The organism is Kitasatospora sp. NPDC056327 (assembly GCF_042261735.1).
GTDB lineage: Bacteria > Actinomycetota > Actinomycetes > Streptomycetales > Streptomycetaceae > Kitasatospora.
In genome coordinates this window covers 1-20,505 of sequence record NZ_JBHJRC010000139.1, presented here as the reverse complement: position 1 = coordinate 20,505, position 20,505 = coordinate 1, and the positions used below count along the sequence as shown (strand labels likewise).

Below are 20,505 nucleotides of genomic sequence, written 5' to 3'. Positions count from 1 at the left end.
GCCCCGGTTCCGGGGCCCGGCCCGACGAAGCGTGCGGATCAGCAGGTACCGAGGTCCTGCCAGACGCCCCACTGACCGGTGGTGTCGGGCTCCTCGCCCAGCGTCCACCACTTGGCGCTCCACCGGTGGTCCTTCCACGAGACGGTGTTGCCGCCGGTGTAGACCTGTGTGGCGACCCAGGGGGCGGTGGAGCACGCCGGGGTGGTGCCGGTCACGGTGAGCGTGTAGGTCGCGGAGGACGTGGCCGAGGTGCCGGTCAGCGTGCCCTTGACCGTCAGCGTGTAGGTGCCGGGGGCGACCGTGGACGCGGTCGACACCGACAGGACGGCGCTGGAGCTCCCGCTGACCGGGGACGGGCTGACCGAGGCGGTGACCCCCGCAGGAACGTCACTGACCGTCAGCGCGATGGACGTGTTCGAGCCGTTGTTGATGATGGCCGTGCGCACGGTCGCGGCGGTCGACGAGCCGGCGGCCACCGTGCCCGAGGACGGGCTGAGCTGCACCAGGATGGCGGCCGCCTGGCTGCTCGACGTGGAGGGCGACGGGGAGGAGGTGGTGGCGACGGCTCGGGGGAACGCTGTCGTCGGGTGCCTGTCACCCGACTGCGAAGCCGGCTCGGACAGGCTGTCGCCCGCCCGGGCCTCGACGTGCGGGGCGAGGACCCGGGCGGGCGGTGGGGTGCCCTCCGCGTGGGCGGCCTCGGTGCCGGTCCCGGTGAGCACGACGCCTGCGATGGCGGCGGCGGTGACGGCGGCGGCGAGCAGAGCTCGGAGTGGTGCGCGAACGGGTCCGGCCATGGACCGCGCTCCCTTCGAAGGTGGGGGACTTCGGCGGCCTGGGGCACTCTGGGCCGGAGCAATACTGGTGGTCTGGACCACCCGGCTGTCAAGAGTCCGCACCGACTCCTGGACTCAGCGGTTCCGCCGCATGAGCCCCGGCAGCCCACCGGACCGGCCGACAACCCGACCAGGCCCGCGAGCCCCGGACAGGCCGACTGTCCCGCCCCGCCCAGCAACTCATCGCACGGCCCCGGCCGAAATGCGCACCGGAGTCCCCGCTCCGTCCATAGCCGTCCGCCGGACGGAAACGGTTGCCGCCCGGGCCGTGCCGAGGGGCGGCGGGAGGGTTGTCACAGTCCTCAGCAGTGCCGGGCGGGACGGGGACGGCGGGGACGGCGGGTCAGCCGGCCGGGGCCGGGGCCGGTGCCAGGGCCGGCACTGTCGTGGCCGGGGTCGTGGGGCTGCGCAGTAGCTTCCAGGTGGCCGGCCCCACCACGCCGTCCGGATTCGCCCCGGCCTGTCGCTGGATGTCGACGACGGCCTGCTTGGTGAGCTCGCCGTAGTAGCCGTCGACCCTCCCCGGGCCGAGGTCGAATCCCAGGCGCACGAGGAGGCACTGGGCCTCCGCGACGTTGTCCATCTCGGTGCCGGACGCCAGGGGCGGGAGGTTGGCGGTGGCGGTCCGGCTGAGGCCCGCGTACCACTGGCCGTTCTCCTGCACGAACGCGCAGCTGTACGGCGCGACCGGAAGGACCGTGAACGGCACCCACGCGGTGCGCCGGTGGGTGGCCTCGTCGGTGACCCGCGCCCGGTAGGTGCCGGGGGCGTCGGTCCGGGCGCAGGGCCACTGCCAGTGCAGGGAGCCGTCGTCGGCCACGAGGTTGGAGTCGTAGGTGCCGAGCGGCACTAGGTTCCCGTCGGGCGAGCGGATCTCGCTGGTGTAGCGGCCTGCCGGCGTGAATCCCGACGACTCGTTGCCGAGGCGCGTCCCGGGCTTCTCGCAGGTGCCCAGGACGCGGAAGTGCAGGGCGGGTTGCGCGGTGAGACGGACGGTGGTGCCCCAGGCGATGAGACCGAGGACGAGCAGGGCGGCGCCGGTCCGCAGCAGCAGCCGGCGGTCGCGCCACCGGGGCGCGGCCGGCGGCAGGGCGGTGGTGACGCCGATACGGCGCAGCGCCGCAAGGCCCGTCTCGTCGGCCGCGGCGGCCCAGGTGTCGGCGCGGCTGACGGTCAGCGTGCCCAGCCCCTCCTCACGCCGGTGCAGGGAGACCACGCCGATGATCCGGCCGTGCGCCCACACGGCCGCCCCCGACATGCCCTCCCAGGGCGAGCGCCTCGGGTCCGGGTCGTGTTCGGGCTCTTGGACCCGGAGTTCCAGGGTGCCCTCCCGGCGGTCGGCCAGCGGGGCGATCTCCCCGCGGGCGTGGCAGGAGTCCCGGTAGCCGGTGCCGCCGGGGTCGCTGCGCCACTTGAAGAGCGGGAAGCCGAGCGCACTGGACCGCAGGCCCGCGTCGCGCTCGCGCACGGCCGCGAACCGCGCCGGCCCGGCCCGGCGCCCGGATCCGCCCCGCGCGCCGCTCGTGCCCGCACCGTTCCCGTCCGCACCGTTCCTGTCCGTGCCGTTCCTGTCCGTGCCGTTCTCACCCGTGCCCTCGGCGGATTCCACCGCGAGCAGGGCCACGTCGACACCGGCGTGCGACCACAGGACACGCGCCGGCGCGCTCCACTCCCCCGGACGGTCCGCCTCGAAGCGGACCGTGACGCCGGCCTCGGAGCGCACCACGTGCGCGGCCGTCAGCACCACCCCTTCGCGGACCAGGTAGCCGGAACCACGTGCCTTGGTGCCGTCCGCGCGCCGGACCATCACTTCCGCCGCCCGCTCTCCGTTCAACCCCGTCACCGCTGCTCCCCCACCATCCGGGAACCGACGCGCTCCCGAACCGGTCCGACTCCCAACTCGACGCTCATGCCCGGGAGTTGCCCTTCAGTCGACTGCTTCATGCCCCGCTTCGACAAGTCCTATAGTGGGTCCGCGTCCACCGCCCGAACCACCCCGGGAGTGCCAGTGATCGAACTGTCCGACGTCATCCGCGACCTCCGGGGCCAGTTGGAGAAGGCCATGGTCGAGGCCGGCGACAAGAGCCTCGTGTTCGACCTGGGAGTGGTCGAACTGGATGTCACCTTGGCGGTCGAACGCTCGGCCAAGGCCGGCGGCAAGGTGCGGTTCCTGGTCGCCGAGCTGGGCGGTGAAGCCACGCTCGGACACTCCGACACCCAGCACATCAAGCTCACCCTCCACCCGCGTGTGACCGCCACCGGCCGGTCGCCGGAGGTCTCCGGGGAAAGCCTGCTCGGGGAACGGTGACCGGCACCCGCCCCGAGGTCCGCACGGCGGAAGGGCCTTCCGGCCGGTGAGTTCGCCCTGCTGACGGGTGCCGGTGGCGGCCCGGAACGCGACGAGGGCCTCGGCACGGATACGGCCGCCGAGGACCTCCCCGAAGCCCGGCCCATCGGAAAGAACGGGGAAGCCTGCTCCTCGGTCCACCGGTTGTGGCGGAAGCCATGCCAGCTCGTTCGCGAAACGCGGCGCTTGTCCGTGGTCCGGGTGTCGGCGCCCACCGGCGGGGAGCGTCATTCCCACCGTGCGGCAGTCCGCGCGGTCCGGCGGCCACGATCCGAGATCCTTGTCCGACGAGGAGTCGGCGTCCGCCCAGGACGCCGGTGAGGCGGTGTGGTTCGACCGGGTGATCGGCTGGATGTATTCGCACACATATGGCCCCTCTGGCGGCCCACCCTGAGTGTCGCTCACTGTGGTGACGGCCCGGTACGAGGGCCCGCACATCGACGAGGTGTGCGTCATCGGGACGGGGTGGGGGCCGCGGCCGCAGGGCTGGTCGTCCGGCGCCGGGCCACCTGTCCCGAAGGCCGCACCAGCGCCGGCTGGTACCCCGTCACCCCGCACGGTGACGACGCCGTCGTGACCGCCGCTCAGCCCCTCCCCCGAACGCTGCACCACCGCGGCCCGCGGCACCCGCATGCTCACCCAGAGCGCCCCGCGAGTCCCGGACAGCCGACTGTCCCGCCCCGCCTGCCGACTCACCGAGCAACCCCGGCCGAAACACGCGACAGAGTCCGCCACGGCTACGGACGAGTGTTCTTGAGGAGCTCCGCCTTTTCGTCGTAGACCTCCTTTCCGTCCGCGTCGTAGACGTGGACGTAGGGGGCCGGGGGGATGGTGGAGCTCCAGCTGGGGCCGGTGGAGACGGCCGCCGTGTGGACGAACGCACCGTCCGTCATGACGGCGGGGTACTGCGTCGGGTCGTCTTCGTAGCTGACGGTGACCTTGGCGGCCCCGGGCGCGTACTGACCGGTGACCAGCACGAGGTGCCGGCCGGCGCCGGCCGGCGTGCTGGAGTGATCGAAGGGCTTGATCAGGCGGCCGGCTCTCCACGGGCGGTCGTTGATCATCGTCGCGGGCAAGGCGCTGCCGGTGCCCTTGTCACCCTTCGACCCGCACTGCGCGTACTGACCGGCGGAGTTGACGGCGACGACCACGCCGTCGGCGTCCGGCAAGGCGATGGGGGTGAGGACCGCGATCACCGCGCGGAACCGGCGGGCTTCGGAGCCCAGGCAGGAGCTCAGGATCCGGGCGGCGGTCGCGGCATCGATCGTCGTCGTCGCCGTGCTGGTGACGGTGACGGCTGCCGGCGGCTGGGGCGAGGCGGACACGGAAGGGGTGTCCGTGGTGGCCGCTCCCTGGTGTGTTTCCGGCGAGTGCGGTGCTCCCGGTGAGTGCCGTGGCTCCGGTGCGGGCAGCACGGACGGGAGGGCCAGGCACAGGGCTGCCGCGGCGCAGCCCGCCGTTGCGCCCAGGGCGCGCCGGCGGTGGCGGCGCCGGTCGGCGCGCCGGCGGATCTCGGCAGCGGGCAGGGCCGGTGCGGACATCCGTGCGCCGAGCAGCCGCAGCCGGTCACCCAGGATGTCGTGGTCGGGGTCAGACACGTGACTTTCCTTTCTCACGGGTCGGGCCTTCTTCACTGGTCGGGGTCCGGCCGGCGAGCGCGGCGGCGAGCGCGGTCCGGCCCTGGGCGAGCCGGCTCCTGACGGTGCTCACGCCGGCGCCGGTCTCGGCCGCGACCTGCTCGACGGAGAGGTCGCACATGTAGTGCAGGACCAGGGCGCCCCGCTGGGCCTCGGGCAGGTCGCGGAGCGCGCCGATGAGGATCAGCTGTTCCTCGGGGAGCGGCCCGACGGTGAGTGGTTCCCGGCGGTGGTGGCGACCTGCCGGGTGCAGGCCCCGGACGAGCCGCCGCCACCGGGAACGGGCGAGCCGCCAGGCCGTGGTCCGGACCCATGCCTCCGGAGCGCCGTCCGGGTCGAGCGCGCGCCTTCGGTTCCACGCCCGGGCGAAGGCCTCCTCGACCACGTCCTGGGCCTCGGACCAGTCGCCGGTTATCGCGTAGAGCTGCCCGGTCAGGCGGGAGAAGGACGCCGCGTAGAACGCGTCGAACTCCTGTGGCGTCATCAACGGTCTCTCCTACGGGACTGTCTGTCCTTCGGTTCGCGGTACAGGCTGCCCGCGAGGAGGCGTTGCCCCGGCCACGGCGGTGAGCCGTGCGGCCGGGCGGAGCCCCCGTCCTGTACGCACGGGAGCCGCCCCCGCGTTGCACCGGCCGCTTGTGACCTGGATCACCCCCCGGCTTGCGGCCGCGGGAGCCGGGAGGCGGACACGGGCGCCTGCATCAACCGGAGGCCGACAGGAAGGGACCACGGGTACCTGCGCATCCGCCCGACGATGCTCACCGACGCCCCAGCGACCCTCGCGGCTCCAAGGAGGGCCTCCCCCGCATCGACTGTCACGCTCCCGGCGGCGGCCCGGCCACGTGGCACGGGTTGCCCGTCCACGGTGGGAGGCTGCGGGCCACGACCTGCGCATCAGCCCGACGCGGAGGGGGCTGCGGTGGCCGGCGAGCCAGGCTTCGTGTCGTGGTGGTTCCGCTTGCCGCAGACGGTCCCGAGTTCGTTCCCCGGGAGGGCGGGCAGTCGTCCGGCCACCCCTCGTGAGGCCGTGCCGGCTCCGGCTCGACCGTGGACGGCTTCGAAGCGGACGGCCGCTCAGAGGGACGGCGGCGTCGCTTCGGACGTGCCTGCTCCAGGAGAAGGAATCCGGGTCGGGAGAGGGGTCCCCCCGAGTGCGGTCAGCTGCCGCTGCTCGGCCCACTGCCTGACCTGTTCGCTGCCGACCTCCTCGATGACGGCGAGCAGCCGTGCCCGGGCCTCCGCGTCACGCTCGCCCTCCGGGAGCAGCCGGTAGCGGTTGGCCGCCCGGCGCAGGGACTCCTGGGCCTGGGTCGCAAGTACCCAGCGGGGACCGGGAGCGAAGACCTGACGGAACCCGGTGCAGAACAGGACGCCGCCGGCGACGAGTGTGGTCATCCACACCGGGGCGTGCAGGCCCGCAGCGACGACGGTGGCGGAGGCTCCTGCCAGCGCTCCGAGTTCCGTCGCACGGTGTGCGCGGCGCGACTTGACGCGCACGCGCTGGTAGAACCGCATCTCGCGTTCGGCCAGGGCGAGCAGCGGGTCCGGGGCCGAGGCCCATCCATCGTCGTTCGGCGGGATCTGTCCGCGGCGCATGCGAGCATCATCGCCACCACGAACCGGCGGTGTCAGCCGGTTCACCGGACCCGTGCGGCGCCGACCGGGACCGGTGGGCGCCGCGCAGGGCCGGGAAGCGCAGCGACGAGCCGGGACGAATCCGGTTCCGGCGCGCGCCCGACCGGTCAGTAGCAGTTGCGGATCGACCAGACGGGGGACCAGTCGACGATGCTTCCGGCGCCGATCGGGATGTCCTTCAGCTTGTTGCCGGACCGTCCGTAGAGGGTCGCGGTGGCGCGCGTACCGGTCTGCTGGTTGGTGTACCAGCCGCGGTCGTCCCAGTTCGCGAGCGCGTAGGTCGCGCACCGGCCGAGGAAGAACACCACGTAGTCGCGGGAGGAGGCGTCCCAGACGTGGGCGCAGAAGTTCCCTCCCGGGCAGTCAGGGGCGGACGTTCCCGGCGCGTAGTGCCGGGTCGGTGCCCATGGATCCACCGAGGGCGGGGCCGCGGCGGTGGCCTGGGGAAGGGCCTCGGCGCCCGGGGCGGGACCCGCGGTCAGCAGAACCGCCGTCGCCGCGATGCCGATCAGGAAACGTGGTCTCATGAAACTCCTCCGAGTCGGTGTCATTGTCCCCGGAACGTCGAACCGGTACGGTCCGTCAGCACTCCCCGCCCCAGTGCGCGCTCTTCACCACCACGGGGAAGGACCAGTTCTGCTTGTACTTCCCCGGCCCGGGGTTGTAGTGGAGGCAGAGAGTCATGTTGTTCCCGATGCCCGGGTAGTACAGGTAGCGCACATGGTCGCAACCGGCGCACGGGGTGCCGTTGTTGAAGACCGACCGTGCGCCGGTGACGAATTCGGAGGGGCTGCCGGCGGACCAGTCGACGTTCGTCTTCTTGAGGAGCGTTCCCGTCTGGTTCTCGCCCGAGTAGATGCAGAAATACCCCTTGGGACAGCCCGGCGGGTTGTCCTCGGCCCGTGCGGCCGGCGCGGAGCCGAGGAGGAACGCCAGCGCCGCGGCTGCCGTGGCCGCTCCGATGACCCTGTTCATGACGCCACCCTTCACCCGCATCCGAACATGCGGTCGTTCGAGGAGAACCCTTCTGCGGTGCCCGGGGAGGGACGTCCCCAGCGGCTGCAGCTGCCCGTGGAGCCGACTGCCGCCACCGGCGTCATCACCGCCGGCGGTGCCGACCGGCCCGCCTCTGCCGGGAAGCGCACCGCAGGCTCGGCCACGGTCGGCCGGCTCCCTCACGCAACCGGCGCGGGGCCCGGCCGGCCTCGCCCTCGCAGTCTCCCAGGGGCCCCCGCCTCCGTCGCCCTCTGATGTACGAGGGTGGGAACCGCGTCCGGGGCCGTCGGCAGGCGGCCCCGGAACGCAGGACGACCGCTCGCCGGGCCGAGGACGGGCGCGGGCGCGGCCGGTGTCCGGCAGCTCCTGGAGACCACGTGGCCGGTTCGACCACGGACAGGCCGGTGGGGGTCGGCAGCGCTGACCGTCCACGGCACCGCCACCGCGGACACGGCAGCCGGTACCGGCCTCGCCCGCGTACACCGGTGCCCCCTCACTGCGCCCCCGCCCGGCAAACCCCCGGACCGGAAATCGGAGAGCATCCGGCCCCGGCCGGCCCGTCCGACGCCCGGGTGCCCGCGTCGCACCGTCCACCCACCGCAGTCCTCGCACTCGCCCGGACGGACCCCATCCGCGGCGCCGGTGCTCTCCGAACCCCCGATCGAAAAGACTCGGGTCCGCACACGGCGGAACAGGAAGAGGGCGGTGACCGGGATGGCGCGGGAGGCAACCGAGGTGGTCGTGGTGGGGGCGGGCGTCGCCGGGCTGGCCTGCGCGCTGGACCTGACGGCCGCCGGGCGGGAGGTGCTGCTGGTGGAGGCCGCCGACGACGTGGGCGGCCGGATGCGCACCGACGTGGTGCAGGGCTTCCGGCTGGACCGGGGCTTCCAGGTGTTCAACACCTCCTACCCCCAGGTGAAGAAGCGCCTGGACCTGCGGGCGCTGCGGCTGCACCCGCTCACGTCCGGGTTCCTGCTCGCCGACGGCCACCGCTCGCACCGCCTGGCCGACCCGACCCGCCACCCGCGCCACAGCCCCGGTCTGCTGCCCGGTCGGCTGCTGCCCCTGCGCGACCTGGCGGCCCTGGGGCTGCTCGGCGTGTGCGACGCGGCACTGCCCGTCCGCGCGCTCCGGCGTCTGCCGCAGACCAGCACGGCACGGGCGCTCCGTGCGGCGGGCGTGTCCCGGCGCACGGTCGACACGGTCCTCGCCCCGTTCCTGACCGGGGTCTTCCTGGAGGAGGACCTGGAGACCTCCAGCCGGATGCTCCACCTGGTCCTGCGCAGCATGGTCCGCGGAACCCTGTGCCTGCCGCAGGACGGCATCGGGGCCGTGCCGCGGCAACTGGCGGCCCGCCTGCCGCGGGAACGGCTGCTGCTCGGCGCACGCGTGGAACGGGTGGACGACGGCGGTGTGGCGCTCGCCGACGGATCGGTGCTGCGGGCCCGCGCCGTCGTGGTGGCGACCGGAGCGGCGCAGGCCGCCGGTCTGCTGCCGGGCCTGCGGGTGCCGCCCGGCCGGGCGGTGACGACCTTCTACCACACCGCGCCGGCCTCCCCGCTGGCCGAGCCGACCCTCGTCGTCGACGCCCGCCGCAGGATCCTCAACACGGTGGTGCTCTCGGAGGCCGTCCCCGCCTACTCGCCGGACGGGCGCGCGCTGGTGTCGACGTCGGTCCTGGGCACCGGCGCCGACGCGGACGCGGCCCGCTCGCGCGCCGGTGAACTGTACGGGGCGGACACCGCCGGCTGGCAACTGCTCGCCGAGTACCGGATCACCGACGCCCTGCCGGCCTCGCCCGCACCGCTCGCGCTCAGCCGCACCACGAGGTTCTCCCCCGGCCGCTACGTCTGCGGGGACCACCGGGCGACGCCCTCGGTCCAGGGGGCACTGGCCTCGGGCGCGCGGGCCGCCCGGGAAGCGTCCGCCGACCTGGCCACCGTACGGAGGTAGCCGCCCCACAACCCGCCGCCGAAGGCCGACGACCGGCCCACCGCGGTGCGTCGCGGTGCGTTGCGTCAAACGATGCACAACCGCTCCAACTGGGCGGAGTCGTCCGGTGCGCCGCACGGTGGAACCGTGACCTCACCAGTAGGCAGCCTCCTCGTACGTTCCTCCGACGGCCCTGCATCCGGCCCCGTTCCCGGACCCGGTCGCGGACCCGGTCGCGGTGCGTCGGGCGACGACCTGTCCTGCCTCCTGGCACGATCGGCGCGCGGCGACGAGGCCGCCTTCGCCCTCCTCTACCGCGCACTCGCCGTACCCGTGCACGGCGTCGCCCTGCGCACGCTGCGCAACACGGCCCATGCCGAAGAGGTCACCCAGGAGGTACTGCTGGAGGTCTGGCGCACCGCCGCGGCGTACCGACCCGACCGCGGATCCGTCCTGGCGTGGGCGCTCACCATCGCCCACCACCGCGCCGTCGACCGCGTCCGCTCCGTCCGCGCAGCGACCGAACGTGACCACCACGCCGCCGTCGGGGAGCCGGAGGAGCAGGCACCGACGGACGCGGAGGCGGTGCGCCTGCTGGACGGCCTGCGGCTGCGGACGGCCCTCGCCTCCCTGAGCCGCCTGCAGCGCGAAGCCCTGGTACTGGCCTACTACGGCGGCTACTCCCAACGGGAGATCGCAGACCTGCTGAACGTGCCGCTGGGAACCGTCAAGACCAGAACCCGCGACGCCCTGAGCCGCCTCAGGACGGCCTTCGAGGTTCCCGGCAACCACGGCGGCAACGGCGGTCGGTGGGACGGACCGGCACCGGCACCTGGCGAGGAATCCGGCCGGGACTCCCCCCGGGCATCCGCCCGGGCGGAGGGCACGACGGACTCCCGCCCCGCCCCCCGCCCGGTGCGCCCACCCGCGCGGCCGGCTGCACCCGCCGCTCCCTCGCCCCCGACCATGCCCCGGCCCAGGCCCGCACCGGTGCCGGCACCGGCACCGGCGGCGCACGGACACCATGACGCTCCGGCGGCCGGTGAACGCCGGCAACCACCCGCCCAGAGCCCACCCCCCGACACCCGCACCCCGCCCCCGCCACCCCGCAGAGAACACGCCTCCGCAGGACCCGCCGCGGCCCCGCTGGATTCGGCGACCGGTGATCGCCACCATGGCGGTGTGCCGTGCGGGAACGGCCGAGGGAAGGAGCACCGGATGCCGACGCCAACGCCCGGCCCCGACGGCGGACGGCAGGACGGGGACCCACCCCCGACCGCCGACCCGCTGGACGACGCGGGACTGCCGACCGGCGGCGTGGCCCAGCGCCTCGGCGTGTCGCCCACCACCATCCGCTCCTGGGAACGCCGCTACGGCATCGGCCCCGCGCACCGCGAGGCGGGACACCACCGCCGCTGGAGCCGCCAGGACATCGCCGTGCTGGAGCGCATGTGCCGTCTGACCTCCCGGGGTGTGGCACCGGGAGAAGCGGCCCGGTCCGCGCTGGCCGGCCGCGACGCACCGCCACCGTCCGGCGCCGACGGCACGCACTCGGCGCCGGCTCCCGCCGCCGCGCCCGCCACACCCGGCCCCGGCCCCGGCGGGAGCCGGGCGCTGCGCCTCGGCGCGGTGCGCCCCGAATGCCGGGGCCTGACCCGGGCGGCGGTGCGGCTCGACGCGCCGGAGGTGGCCGGGATCCTGCGCGACGCCGTCCGCACGTTCGGGGTGGTCGACGCCTGGACCGAGGTCATGATGCCCGCCCTGCGCGCGGCGGGCCGCAAGTGGGCGGCCGACGGCGAGCACTACGTCGAGGTCGAGCACCTGCTCTCCTGGCACGTGTCCAGTGTCCTGCGCGCCACCGCGCTGGACGCCGTCACCGCCCGGCCCGTACCGCCCGTGCTCCTCGCGGCGACACCCGGTGAGCAGCACACCCTCCCCCTCGAAGCCACCGCCGCGGCACTGGCCGAGCGCGGCCTGGCGTTCCGGATGCTGGGCGCGGCCGTCCCGCCCCGGGCCCTGCTCGACGCCGTCCACCGGATCGGTCCGGGGGCCGTGATGATCTGGTCCCAGGACCGGCGCACCGCCGACGACGAACTGGTGCGTCAGGTGGGCGCCGCCCGGTGGGGACCGCGCGGCTCCCGTGCCCGGGCCGCCGTGGTGGCGGCCGGACCGGGCTGGGCCCGCGCCCGGCTTCCGGCGGGCGCGGCCCGTCCGCGGGCCCTGGTGGACGCGGTCGATCTCCTCGAAGAGGCCGTCACGGGCTGAAGCCCGGTTCGCACCCGGCCCGGGCCGGCACGGCGGCGGTCCCGGGCAGCGGCCTTCGCCCTCGCATCCGTCCGGCCGCGGCCGCCCGGTCCACGGCCGCCCCGCGCCCCTCCGCCCAGCCCCGGCCCGTGCCGCCCGGTGCCCCGGCCGCCCGGTGGGTGCGGCTCCTCCGCGCGCGCCCGGCCGGCACGTCGCGCAAGCCACCGATCGGCCACCGACCCGGCCACGGATCGTCGCCCTCTGCGGAACCCGCTCCCCAGGTGCCGTCTCCGCGCCACGCCGCCATCCGGGCCAATCCAACCCGCGCGCGGCTCCGAAACCACGGTGCAACGACGATGCGGGGCCACGTCACGGCCCCTGCCGGGAGGGCTTCCTTGACCATGTTCGACACCATGTCCGCGCACCGGACCGCCACCGCGCCGGACCCCGCCGCCCGTCCGCGCCGGGCCGCGGTGGTGGGCTCCGGCGTCGCCGGCCTCACCGCGGCGTACGAACTCACCCGCGCCGGTGTGGAAGTCACCCTGTTCGAGGCCGACGACCGCCTGGGCGGCCACGCCCACACCCAGCACGTCACCGCACCGGACGGCCGGCCGCTGGCCCTGGACACCGGCTTCCTGGTCCACAACGAGCGCACCTACCCGCACCTGCTGCGCCTGTTCGCCGAACTCGGCGTCCGCACCCAGGAAACCGAGATGAGCATGTCCGTGCGGTGCGACGGCTGCGGCCTCCAGTACGCCGGCGCGCGCGGCCCCGCCGGCCTGTTCGCCGGGGCCGACGCCGTGGTCCGCGGCCGCTACCTGCGGATGCTCGCCGAGGTCCCCCGGTTCCACCGGCTCGCCCGCCGCCTGCTCGCCGACCCCTCCGCGGGCGACCCCGGCCTGCGCGACTTCCTCTCCGCCGAGGGCTTCTCGCCCTACTTCGTCGGCCACTTCGTGACGCCGGTGGTCTCCGCCGTGTGGTCCTGCGCCCCCGACATCGCGGGCGACTACCCCGCGCGCTACCTGTTCGCCTTCCTCGACAACCACGGCATGCTGTCGGTGACCGGCTCGCCCACCTGGCGCACCGTCAGCGGCGGCTCGCGCACCTACGTCGACCGGATCGCCGCACGCCTGGCCACCGTCCGCCGCTGCGCGCCCGTGCGCACGGTGCGCCGGCGTCCGGACGGCGTCACCGTGGTCACCGCGGACGGCCGCAGCACGGACACCGACGCCGTGGTGATCGCCACCCACGCCGACCAGGCCCTGCGGCTGCTGGCCGATCCGACGCCTGCCGAGACCGAGGTCCTGGGCGCCTTCGGCTACAGCCGCAACCCCACCGTCCTCCACCGCGACCCCTCCCTGCTGCCCACCGCCCGCCGGGCCCGCGCCTCGTGGAACTACCGGATGCCGCACTGCGCCACGCCCGCCGGCGGGGTCCGCGTCAGCTACCACCTGAACCGGCTCCTGCGGCTGGACACCGCCGAGGACTACGTGGTCACCCTCAACGAGGACAGCTCGAACCCGGTCCCCGAGCACCTGGTGATCTCCCGCACCGTCTACGAGCACCCGGTGTACACCGCGCGCACGGTCGCCGCCCAGCAGCGGCTGCCCGGGCTCCGCACCGGGCGGACGGCCTTCGCCGGTGCCCACCACGGCTGGGGGTTCCACGAGGACGGCTGCCGCTCAGGCATCGAGGCCGCCCACGCACTGCTCGGGGTGAACGCGCCATGAGCGAGCACGCCATGCGTGAGCACCCCGCCGGCGAGCATGCCCCGAACGGGCCCGCCGTGAGCAGCCCTGCCCCGAACGGGCCCGCCGTGAGGACCCTGCCCGGCCCGTGGGGAGCGGTCCTCTACGCCACCGTCACCACCCACGTCCGCGCCGTCCCCCGGCGCCGCCCGTTCCGCCACCGCGGCTACCTGTGGCTGGTCGACCTCGACCGCCTGCCGCCCGTTCCCCGGCCGCTGCGCCCGCTCGCCCGGTTCCGCGACGAGGACCACGCGCCGGCCCGCGACGACCGGCCGGCGGCGACGATCCGGCGGTCCCTGGACCGCTTCCTCGCCGACCGCGGCGTCCGGCTCGGCGGCGGACAGGTCCTGATGCTGACCCAGGCCCGCTCGCTCGGTCACGTCTTCAACCCGCTGACGGTGTACTGGTGCCGCGACGAGTCCGGCCGCCCCCTGTGCACGGTCGCCGAGGTGCACAACACCTACGGCGGCCGGCACCGCTACCTGCTGCCCCCCGACCCCGACGGCCGCGCCGAAGTCCCCAAGGACTTCTACGTCTCGCCGTTCTTCCCCGTCGACGGCCACTACCGGATGACGCTGCCGGAACCGGGGCCACGCCTGCACCTGACCGTCCGCCTGGAGCGCCCCGGCGGCCACGCCTTCACCGCCACCGTCCGGGGCACCGGACGCCCGGCCGGCCCCGCGGCCCTGCTGGCCGCCGCCCTCACCCACCCGTTCGCCACCTGGGCGGTCAGCCTCCACATCCGCTACCGGGGCATCCGCCTGTGGCTCGCCGGCCTGCCCGTCCACCCCCGCCCGCCCGCCGATCCCCGGCCCGCCGGCCACCAGCCCGCCGACCGCGCCGAGCCCAGCGAAGAGGTCCCCGCCCCATGAGCACCGTCACCACCACAACCTCCCCGGCCTCACCGCCCGCGCCCTCCCCCGCCGTCGACCCCGCCCGCTGGCCCGACGTCGCCAGGGTGCCGCACGTACCGCTGCGCGCCACCGTCGCCCGGCAGCTGCTCCACCGGGCCGCCGCACGACGCTCACTGCGCGTGGAACTCCCCGGCGGCCGGACCCTGCGGCCCGCCCCGGCCGGCGCACCGGTCCTGCGGCTGCACCGGCCCGGCGACTTCCTGCACCGGATCGGCGACGGCGGGCTGATCGGCTTCGGCGAGTCCTACCAGGCCGGCGACTGGGACAGCCCCGACCCGGTCGCGCTGCTCACCGCGCTGGCCGCCGACCCGGGAGCGCTCGTGCCGCCCGGCACCGCGTGGCTGCGCCGCCTCGCCGTCCGGCGGCCGCCCGCGGCGGAACTGCCCACCGCCGCCAACGCCCGGCAGAACATCCACCGGCACTACGACCTCTCCAACGACCTCTTCGCGCTCTTCCTCGACCCGACGATGACCTACTCCTCGGCCCTCTTCCCCGCCGGACCGGGTGCCGGCCGGACATTGCACGCCGACCGGGCCGGTCTGGCCGCCGCCCAGCACCGCAAGATCGACCGCCTGCTCGACCTGGCCCGCGTCGGCCCCGGCACGCGTCTGCTGGAGATCGGCACCGGCTGGGGCGAACTCGCCGTCCGCGCCGCCGCCCGCGGCGCCCGGGTCACCAGCCTCACCCTCTCCGAGGAGCAGCTCCACCTCGCCCGGCGCCGCATCGCCGACGCCGGGCTGGCCGAACGGGCCGAGGTCCGGCTCTGCGACTACCGCGCCGCCACCGGCGAGTACGACGCCGTGGTCAGCGTCGAGATGATCGAGGCCGTGGGGCGGCCCTTCTGGCCGGCGTACTTCGCGACCCTCGACCGCGTCCTGGCCCCGGCGGGCCGGGTCGCCCTGCAGGCGATCACCATGCCGCACGACCGCATGCTCGCCAGCACCGGCACCTACACCTGGATCCTGAAGTACGTCTTCCCCGGGGGCCAGATCCCCTCCCTGCGCGGCCTCACGGAGACCGCCGCCCGCAGCACCCGGCTGCGCGTGGTGCGCGCCGACGCCTTCGGCCCGCACTACGCCGAGACCCTGCGCCTGTGGCGCGAGCTCTTCACCGAGCGGTCGGCTCAGGTCGCGGCGCTCGGCTTCGACGAGGTGTTCCGGCGGATGTGGGAGCTGTACCTCGCCTACTCCGAGGCCGGATTCCGGGCCGGGTACCTGAACGTCCACCAGCTCCTGCTCACCCGCGAAGGAGTGACGGCATGAACCGGTCCCCCTCCCGGCCCTCCTGGCCGCGCCGTCCTCCCCGGCGGCGCCGGCCGCCGTCCGGCCCGCTGCCCGCCCGGCCCGGCCGCCGGTCCCGATCCGCCGAGGCCGACACGCTCACCACCCTCGTCGGTGTCACCGCTGACACCGCCGGAGGGGCGGGAGCCGCCGACCGGACCGGCGACGGCACCGCCGCGGGAGACCGAACCGGGGGACGGCCGTGAACGCCGCCGCCTTCACCACCAACCTCGCGGTCACCGCGGCCGTCGCCCTGGCCGTCATGCTCACGGCCTTCGCCGTCGGCGTGCGCACCGGACGCCACCGCGGCGTTGACGTGGCCTGGGGGCTCGCCTTCACCGCCGTGGCCGTGGCCGGCTTCGTGCTCTCGGCCGGCCACGGGGACACCGGGCGCCGGCTGCTCGCCACCGCGCTCGTCGCGCTCTGGGGCCTGCGGCTGTCCGCACACCTCTGGTGGCGCGCCCGCGGCGCCGACGAGGACCCGCGCTACGCCCGGATGCTCGCCCGCGCCCCCGAGGGCGCCCGCCGCACGCGCTACGCGCTGCGGAAGGTCTACCTGCTCCAGGCCGCCCTGGTCTGGGTCGTCTCCCTGCCCGTCCAGGCCGCCCAGTACCTGCCCCGGCCGCCCGGACCGCTCGCCTGGGCGGGCACCGCGCTGTGGGCGGTCGGTCTCGCCTTCGAAGCCGTGGGCGACCGGCAGCTCGCCCGGTTCAAGGCCGACCCCGCCAACCGCGGCCGGATCATGGACCGGGGGCTGTGGAGCTGGACGCGCCACCCCAACTACTTCGGCGACGCCTGCGTGTGGTGGGGCCTGTACCTCCTCGCCGTCGGCGCACCGGCCGCCTGGGCCTTCGCGCTCAGCCCGCTGCTGATGACCTGGCTGCTCGCGTTCGGCAGCGGAAAGCCCATGCTGGAACGCCAACTCGGCACGGGACGCCCCGGCTGGGCCGAGTACGCGGCCCGCACCAGCGGCTTCCTCCCCCTGCCGCCACGCCGGACGGCGAGCACCGCGGCCGGGCCCCCTGCGAAACCCCGTCCGTAGCCGTTCCGATCGCCCGGCCTCGGCACCGGCCCCGGCGGGCGCCGGGGCCCTGGCCGTGCCCACCCTTCGCACCGTCGCCACCGCGCCCGGCTTCGGCACGGGTCGGTGCCTGCGCTTGAGCACGGTGCGGGCCTCGCGGCCGGGCCCCGGCGATGAGCCGGGCCTGCCCGGTGTCCGGGGCGCGCCGGCGACGGCCGGCGCGCCCCGGCCCGTCAGGCCCTTCTGCCGCGGCGGGCCGCCAGCACCAGGCCGGTGCCCGCACCGACGAGGCCGAGCGCGAGGACGGCCAAGGGGCCCTTGCCGCCTCCGGCACCGGTGTCGGGCAGGGGAACGGGCTGCCGGGTGTGACTGCTGGGGGACGGCTTGGGCGTGCGCGACGGCGTGCTGGGCGAGGGGCTCGGCGTCGGAGTCGGCGTCGGCGAAGGGCTGGGTGACGGACTGGGCGAGGGCGAGGGTGAGGGGCTGGTGGTCGGGGTCGGCGAAGGGCTGGGTGTGGGCGTGACCGTCGGGGTCGGCGTGGGACTGGGCGAGGGCGCCCGGCAGGTGACCGAGACCTCGCCGAGCCGCACGTGGGTGACCGGCCCCTGGTAGAGCTGCTCACCGGCGAGGCCGTTGAAGGTGGCGGTGATGTCGACGTCGAGCCAGGCCTCCGCGGTCGACTGGGCAGCCTGGGAGGCGGGATCCTCGTGCCGGGTGACGGTGACGTCCAGGGTGCTCGCGCCGACGGTGGGGACGCCCAGGTCGGTGCCGGTGATGTCCAGGCGCGTGGTGCCGAGCCCGACGGCCCGGCCGAGGACGGTGATCTGCCCGGCGTCGGTGCGGTTGTAGGCGAGCGCGAGCGGTCCGACCGGCGGGGGTTCGCACTCGGCGTAGGAGTCCAGCGAGGCCACGGTGCCGGCCACCACCGGGCCGTAGCTCACCAGCGCGGTGGAGCGGAACCACACCTTGAGATCGGTCAGCTGGGCCTGTGCGAAGTTCCTGGCCGGGTCGGTAGCGGTCCGGGTGGTCCGGGTGGCGATGGTGATCCGGGACAGCATCCCGTCGGGATCGGCGGCGAAGTCCGCGCTGTCGGCGTCCGGCACGGTGGTCGACGACGCGGTGCCGTACCGGCCGGTGTACGCGTCCAGCCCGATGGCCGGGACGTTCTGATTGGTCAGCTGCACCAGCGTCGCGCTCGCCAGGTCCCCCGGAGCGGCGGCGGCGTTCGGCAGTCCGGGCAGGAGGAGGGCCGCCGCGACCACCGTCGCGGCGCCCGCGGCAGCGGTGGCGGTGGCGGTGGCACGGGCGGACCGGAGACGGGGTGACTGGAACACAGAGGCCATCCCCCCTGGGTAACAGCAGCAGGCCACGCCTCCAGGGGCAACACGCCCGCCACTGCCCCGCCCGGCCGTACGCCACCGCCCGGGTGCCCCCGTGCCTCTGTGCCCGCTCTCGGGCACCATCTGGTCCATGGTCGGGCAACTGACCGCGGCGCGGTCCCGGACTCGGACCGCCCGCGCCTTCGGCGTCGCCTGCCGGTCCGCCCTGGCCCGGGGCTCAATCGGCGCGTACGCGTGGGATCGGGTCGATCGGGGTGAGGACTCCGAGCCGCTGCTCGACGGCCTCGGCCGCGGCCAGGCACAGGTCCTCGCGGAACGCGCGCCCGACGATCTGCACTCCGGACGGCAGCCCGTCCGCCGTGCCGGTGGGCACGGCCACCCCGGGTACGCCCACGAAGCTGGTCACGGTGCACAGCCGCATGGCCGACCCGACGCGGTCCCGGCCGGCCCGGTCGCGGGACTCCAGGCCGGGCTCGACGGGCGGTTCGGTGAACGACGGGCCGAGCAGGAGCGGATACTCGTCGAGGAACTCGGCCCAGGAGCGGCGGATGTTCAGCCAGGTGCCCATGAGCCTCATGAACTCGTCCGCGCTCGCGGGCGGGGTCCGCTCCATCACGAACCCGATGAAGCGGTCGCCGCCCCGGCCGAGGAGGCCGCGCACCGCCGGCCAGGTCGGCGCGAACTCGGTCACGGTGATCCGGTGGTAGGCGTCGAGCGCTTCGTCCAGCCGGGGAACGTCCGGCACTTCGCGCACGTCGTACCCGGCGTCCCGCAGGGCGTCGGCCGCGGTCGCGACGGCCGCGCGGACGGTGGGGTGGACGCCGTGACCGCCGGGGTCCGCCACGACGGCGACCTTCACCGGCCCGGGGAGGGGCTCGCCGTAGGCGGGAACCGGTACGGCCCGCGGGTCCCGCGGATCGGTGCCGGCCAGCACCTCGTACGCCAGCCGCAGATCGCCCACGTGCCGGGCGAACGGGCCGTCGGTCACCAGCAGTTGGGACGCGGGGCCGGGGTCGTCCGGGCCGAAGGCGCGGTGATCCGCGGGAAAGCGGCCGACGGTGGGCTTCAGCCCGGCCACACCGCAGAACTGGGCCGGGACCCGCACCGATCCGCCGGAGTCGTTGCCGAGCCCGAGTGCGGCCATGCCCGTGGCGACGGCCACCGCGTCGCCACCGCTCGACCCGCCCGGAGTGCGGCCGCGGTCCCAGGGGTTGACCGTGTCCCCGAACAGCTCGCTGCGCGTGTGCATCCCGGCCAGGACCAGGGTGGGCATGTTGCTGTGGCCGATCGGGATCGCCCCGGCCGCCCGCAGCCGGGCCACCGGGGGCGCGTCCGCCGGCGCCACCAGATCGCGGAAGCGCGGGGTGCCGAAGGTGGTGGGCACGCCCTCGACGGCCGTGGTCTCCTTCACCGTGAACGGCACCCCTTCGAGCGGTCCCAGTACCTCGCCCGCGGCCCGTCGGCGGTCCGTCCGCCCGGCGGCCTCCCGGGCGCGCTCCGCCAGGAGTCGGGTGACCGCGTTCACCTCCGGGTTGACCTTGCGGATGCGCTCCAGATGGCTCTCCACCAGTTCGGCGGCAGACACCTCACCGCCGCGAACCGCCCTCGCCTGCGCCGCAGCCGACAGCCTCCACAGGTCTTCCCCCATGATTCCCGTCCTCCTCACCCACGTTCCGATGCGCTTGCATCGGAACTGTAACCTGGGAACCGGTGCAAGCGCATCGAATAAGCGGCTTCGAGCGGCGGAGGTGGCCGAACATGCCCAGGCAGGTCGATCACGAGGAGCGGCGTCACCGCATCGCCGAGGCCGTCTGCCTCCTCGCCGACGAGCACGGACTGGAGGGCGTGACCCTGCGCGACGTCGCCGCCCGCGCGAAGGTGTCGATGGGCGCCGTGCAGCGCTGCTTCGGCAGCAAGGAGGAGATGCTCGTGTTCACCCTCGGGCACATCGGCGAACGGGTCACCGAACGCGTCCGGGCACGCCTCGTCCGGAGCCCGGCCCAGTCGGCCTCCACCGCCCTGGGCCACGCGGCCACCGAAGCCGCACTGCTGCGGGAGGAACACCGCGCCGAGGCGCGGGTGTGGCTCGCCTTCGTCGCACAGGCCGTGGTCAGCGAGCCGCTCGCCGACACGCTGAAGACCGGCTACACGGCCTTGGAGGAGGCGTTCACCCGGCTCGTCCGCGAAGCCGGCGAGAGCACCGGATGCGCGTCCCTCGACGCGCGGCGCGAGGCCCGCACCCTCCTCGCCCTCGCCGACGGCCTCACCGTGCACGTCCTCGTCGGCCGCCTCGCACCGCAGGAGGCGCAGGACGTCCTGCACGCGCACCTGGAGAACCTCTGGGAACGGCACCTCCCGCCGGGTCGCGCCACCGCGGACGGCCCGGACCGCCGACCGGCGGTCTGAGCCGGCGCCCGGCCGCGGCCCCCGGAGCCAGGAGCCCGGCCAGGGCGACGGCGGCCCGGAACGGGAAGCGCCGCACGCCCTCGGCGGACGCCGTCGCCGGCCGTGCACGACGCCGATCACGCGGGCACCTCCCACGGTGAGGGGCGTGCGTCCGGCCTCGGCCGGGCGC

The 20,505-nt window shown here is 75.2% G+C and carries 17 protein-coding genes; 8 read left to right on the top strand and 9 right to left on the bottom strand.

What is annotated here, in order from left to right:
• Nucleotides 1-38: 38 nt before the first annotated feature.
• Together ACFCX4_RS20680 and ACFCX4_RS20675 are read right to left on the bottom strand one after the other, a co-directional pair.
• Nucleotides 39-797, bottom strand: a complete 759-nt coding sequence (locus tag ACFCX4_RS20680) for a hypothetical protein (protein WP_376144455.1) — start codon at nt 795-797, stop codon at nt 39-41.
• Nucleotides 798-1,179: 382 nt separating this feature from the next.
• Nucleotides 1,180-2,679 (bottom strand): peptidoglycan-binding protein, encoded by a 1,500-nt coding sequence (locus tag ACFCX4_RS20675; protein WP_376144453.1) that lies wholly within the window; start codon nt 2,677-2,679, stop codon nt 1,180-1,182.
• A 165-nt stretch (nt 2,680-2,844) separates the two neighbouring features.
• Here ACFCX4_RS20675 and ACFCX4_RS20670 point away from each other — a divergent pair, with 165 nt between their 5' ends.
• Nucleotides 2,845-3,144, top strand: coding sequence for a trypco2 family protein (locus ACFCX4_RS20670; protein ID WP_376144451.1), 300 nt, complete (start codon nt 2,845-2,847; stop codon nt 3,142-3,144).
• Between the two features lie 776 nt (nt 3,145-3,920).
• On the opposite strand, the gene ACFCX4_RS20665 is transcribed toward ACFCX4_RS20670, so the two are convergent.
• From ACFCX4_RS20665 to ACFCX4_RS20645, 5 genes are all read right to left on the bottom strand, one after another.
• The gene (locus tag ACFCX4_RS20665; protein ID WP_376144449.1) at nt 3,921-4,781 is read right to left on the bottom strand and encodes a hypothetical protein; all 861 of its coding nucleotides are present in this window, start codon (nt 4,779-4,781) and stop codon (nt 3,921-3,923) included.
• Nucleotides 4,774-5,304: a SigE family RNA polymerase sigma factor gene (locus tag ACFCX4_RS20660; RefSeq protein ID WP_376144447.1), complete on the bottom strand. Its 531-nt coding sequence runs from the start codon at nt 5,302-5,304 to the stop codon at nt 4,774-4,776. The genes ACFCX4_RS20665 and ACFCX4_RS20660 overlap by 8 nt, the downstream gene beginning before the upstream one ends.
• 590 nt (nt 5,305-5,894) lie before the next feature.
• Nucleotides 5,895-6,416, bottom strand: coding sequence for a DUF4231 domain-containing protein (locus ACFCX4_RS20655; protein WP_376144445.1), 522 nt, complete (start codon nt 6,414-6,416; stop codon nt 5,895-5,897).
• Between the two features lie 146 nt (nt 6,417-6,562).
• Nucleotides 6,563-6,982, bottom strand: a complete 420-nt coding sequence (locus ACFCX4_RS20650) for a hypothetical protein (RefSeq protein WP_376144443.1) — start codon at nt 6,980-6,982, stop codon at nt 6,563-6,565.
• Between the two features lie 55 nt (nt 6,983-7,037).
• On the bottom strand, nt 7,038-7,430 hold the full coding sequence (locus tag ACFCX4_RS20645) for a peptidase inhibitor family I36 protein (RefSeq protein WP_376144441.1): 393 nt from the start codon (nt 7,428-7,430) through the stop codon (nt 7,038-7,040).
• Nucleotides 7,431-8,165: 735 nt separating this feature from the next.
• Here ACFCX4_RS20645 and ACFCX4_RS20640 point away from each other — a divergent pair.
• The 6 genes from ACFCX4_RS20640 to ACFCX4_RS20615 all read left to right on the top strand — a co-directional run bounded on the left by ACFCX4_RS20640 (nt 8,166) and on the right by ACFCX4_RS20615 (nt 16,611).
• The gene (locus tag ACFCX4_RS20640) at nt 8,166-9,404 is read left to right on the top strand and encodes an NAD(P)/FAD-dependent oxidoreductase (protein ID WP_376144460.1); all 1,239 of its coding nucleotides are present in this window, start codon (nt 8,166-8,168) and stop codon (nt 9,402-9,404) included.
• A gap of 126 nt (nt 9,405-9,530) precedes the next feature.
• A complete protein-coding gene (locus ACFCX4_RS20635; protein ID WP_376144439.1) occupies nt 9,531-11,648 on the top strand; it encodes a sigma-70 family RNA polymerase sigma factor in 2,118 nt (705 codons plus the stop codon).
• Between the two features lie 392 nt (nt 11,649-12,040).
• Entirely contained in the window at nt 12,041-13,357 is a 1,317-nt protein-coding gene (locus tag ACFCX4_RS20630; RefSeq protein WP_376144458.1) for an NAD(P)/FAD-dependent oxidoreductase, read from the top strand.
• Entirely contained in the window at nt 13,354-14,247 is an 894-nt protein-coding gene (locus tag ACFCX4_RS20625; RefSeq protein WP_376144437.1) for a DUF1365 domain-containing protein, read from the top strand. The genes ACFCX4_RS20630 and ACFCX4_RS20625 overlap by 4 nt, the downstream gene beginning before the upstream one ends.
• Nucleotides 14,244-15,551 (top strand): class I SAM-dependent methyltransferase, encoded by a 1,308-nt coding sequence (locus ACFCX4_RS20620; protein WP_376144435.1) that lies wholly within the window; start codon nt 14,244-14,246, stop codon nt 15,549-15,551. Before ACFCX4_RS20625 ends, ACFCX4_RS20620 begins: the two co-directional genes overlap by 4 nt.
• Before the next feature lie 280 nt (nt 15,552-15,831).
• Nucleotides 15,832-16,611, top strand: coding sequence for a DUF1295 domain-containing protein (locus tag ACFCX4_RS20615; RefSeq protein WP_376144456.1), 780 nt, complete (start codon nt 15,832-15,834; stop codon nt 16,609-16,611).
• Nucleotides 16,612-16,823: 212 nt separating this feature from the next.
• Here the strand turns inward: ACFCX4_RS20615 and ACFCX4_RS20610 are convergent, their stop codons facing one another.
• Both ACFCX4_RS20610 and ACFCX4_RS20605 read right to left on the bottom strand, forming a co-directional pair.
• On the bottom strand, nt 16,824-17,933 hold the full coding sequence (locus tag ACFCX4_RS20610) for a hypothetical protein (RefSeq protein WP_376144433.1): 1,110 nt from the start codon (nt 17,931-17,933) through the stop codon (nt 16,824-16,826).
• A 214-nt stretch (nt 17,934-18,147) separates the two neighbouring features.
• Nucleotides 18,148-19,578, bottom strand: a complete 1,431-nt coding sequence (locus ACFCX4_RS20605) for an amidase (RefSeq protein WP_376144431.1) — start codon at nt 19,576-19,578, stop codon at nt 18,148-18,150.
• A 110-nt stretch (nt 19,579-19,688) separates the two neighbouring features.
• On the opposite strand from ACFCX4_RS20605, the gene ACFCX4_RS20600 reads away from it, so the two are divergent.
• Nucleotides 19,689-20,336, top strand: coding sequence for a TetR/AcrR family transcriptional regulator (locus tag ACFCX4_RS20600; protein WP_376144429.1), 648 nt, complete (start codon nt 19,689-19,691; stop codon nt 20,334-20,336).
• Nucleotides 20,337-20,505: the final 169 nt, after the last annotated feature.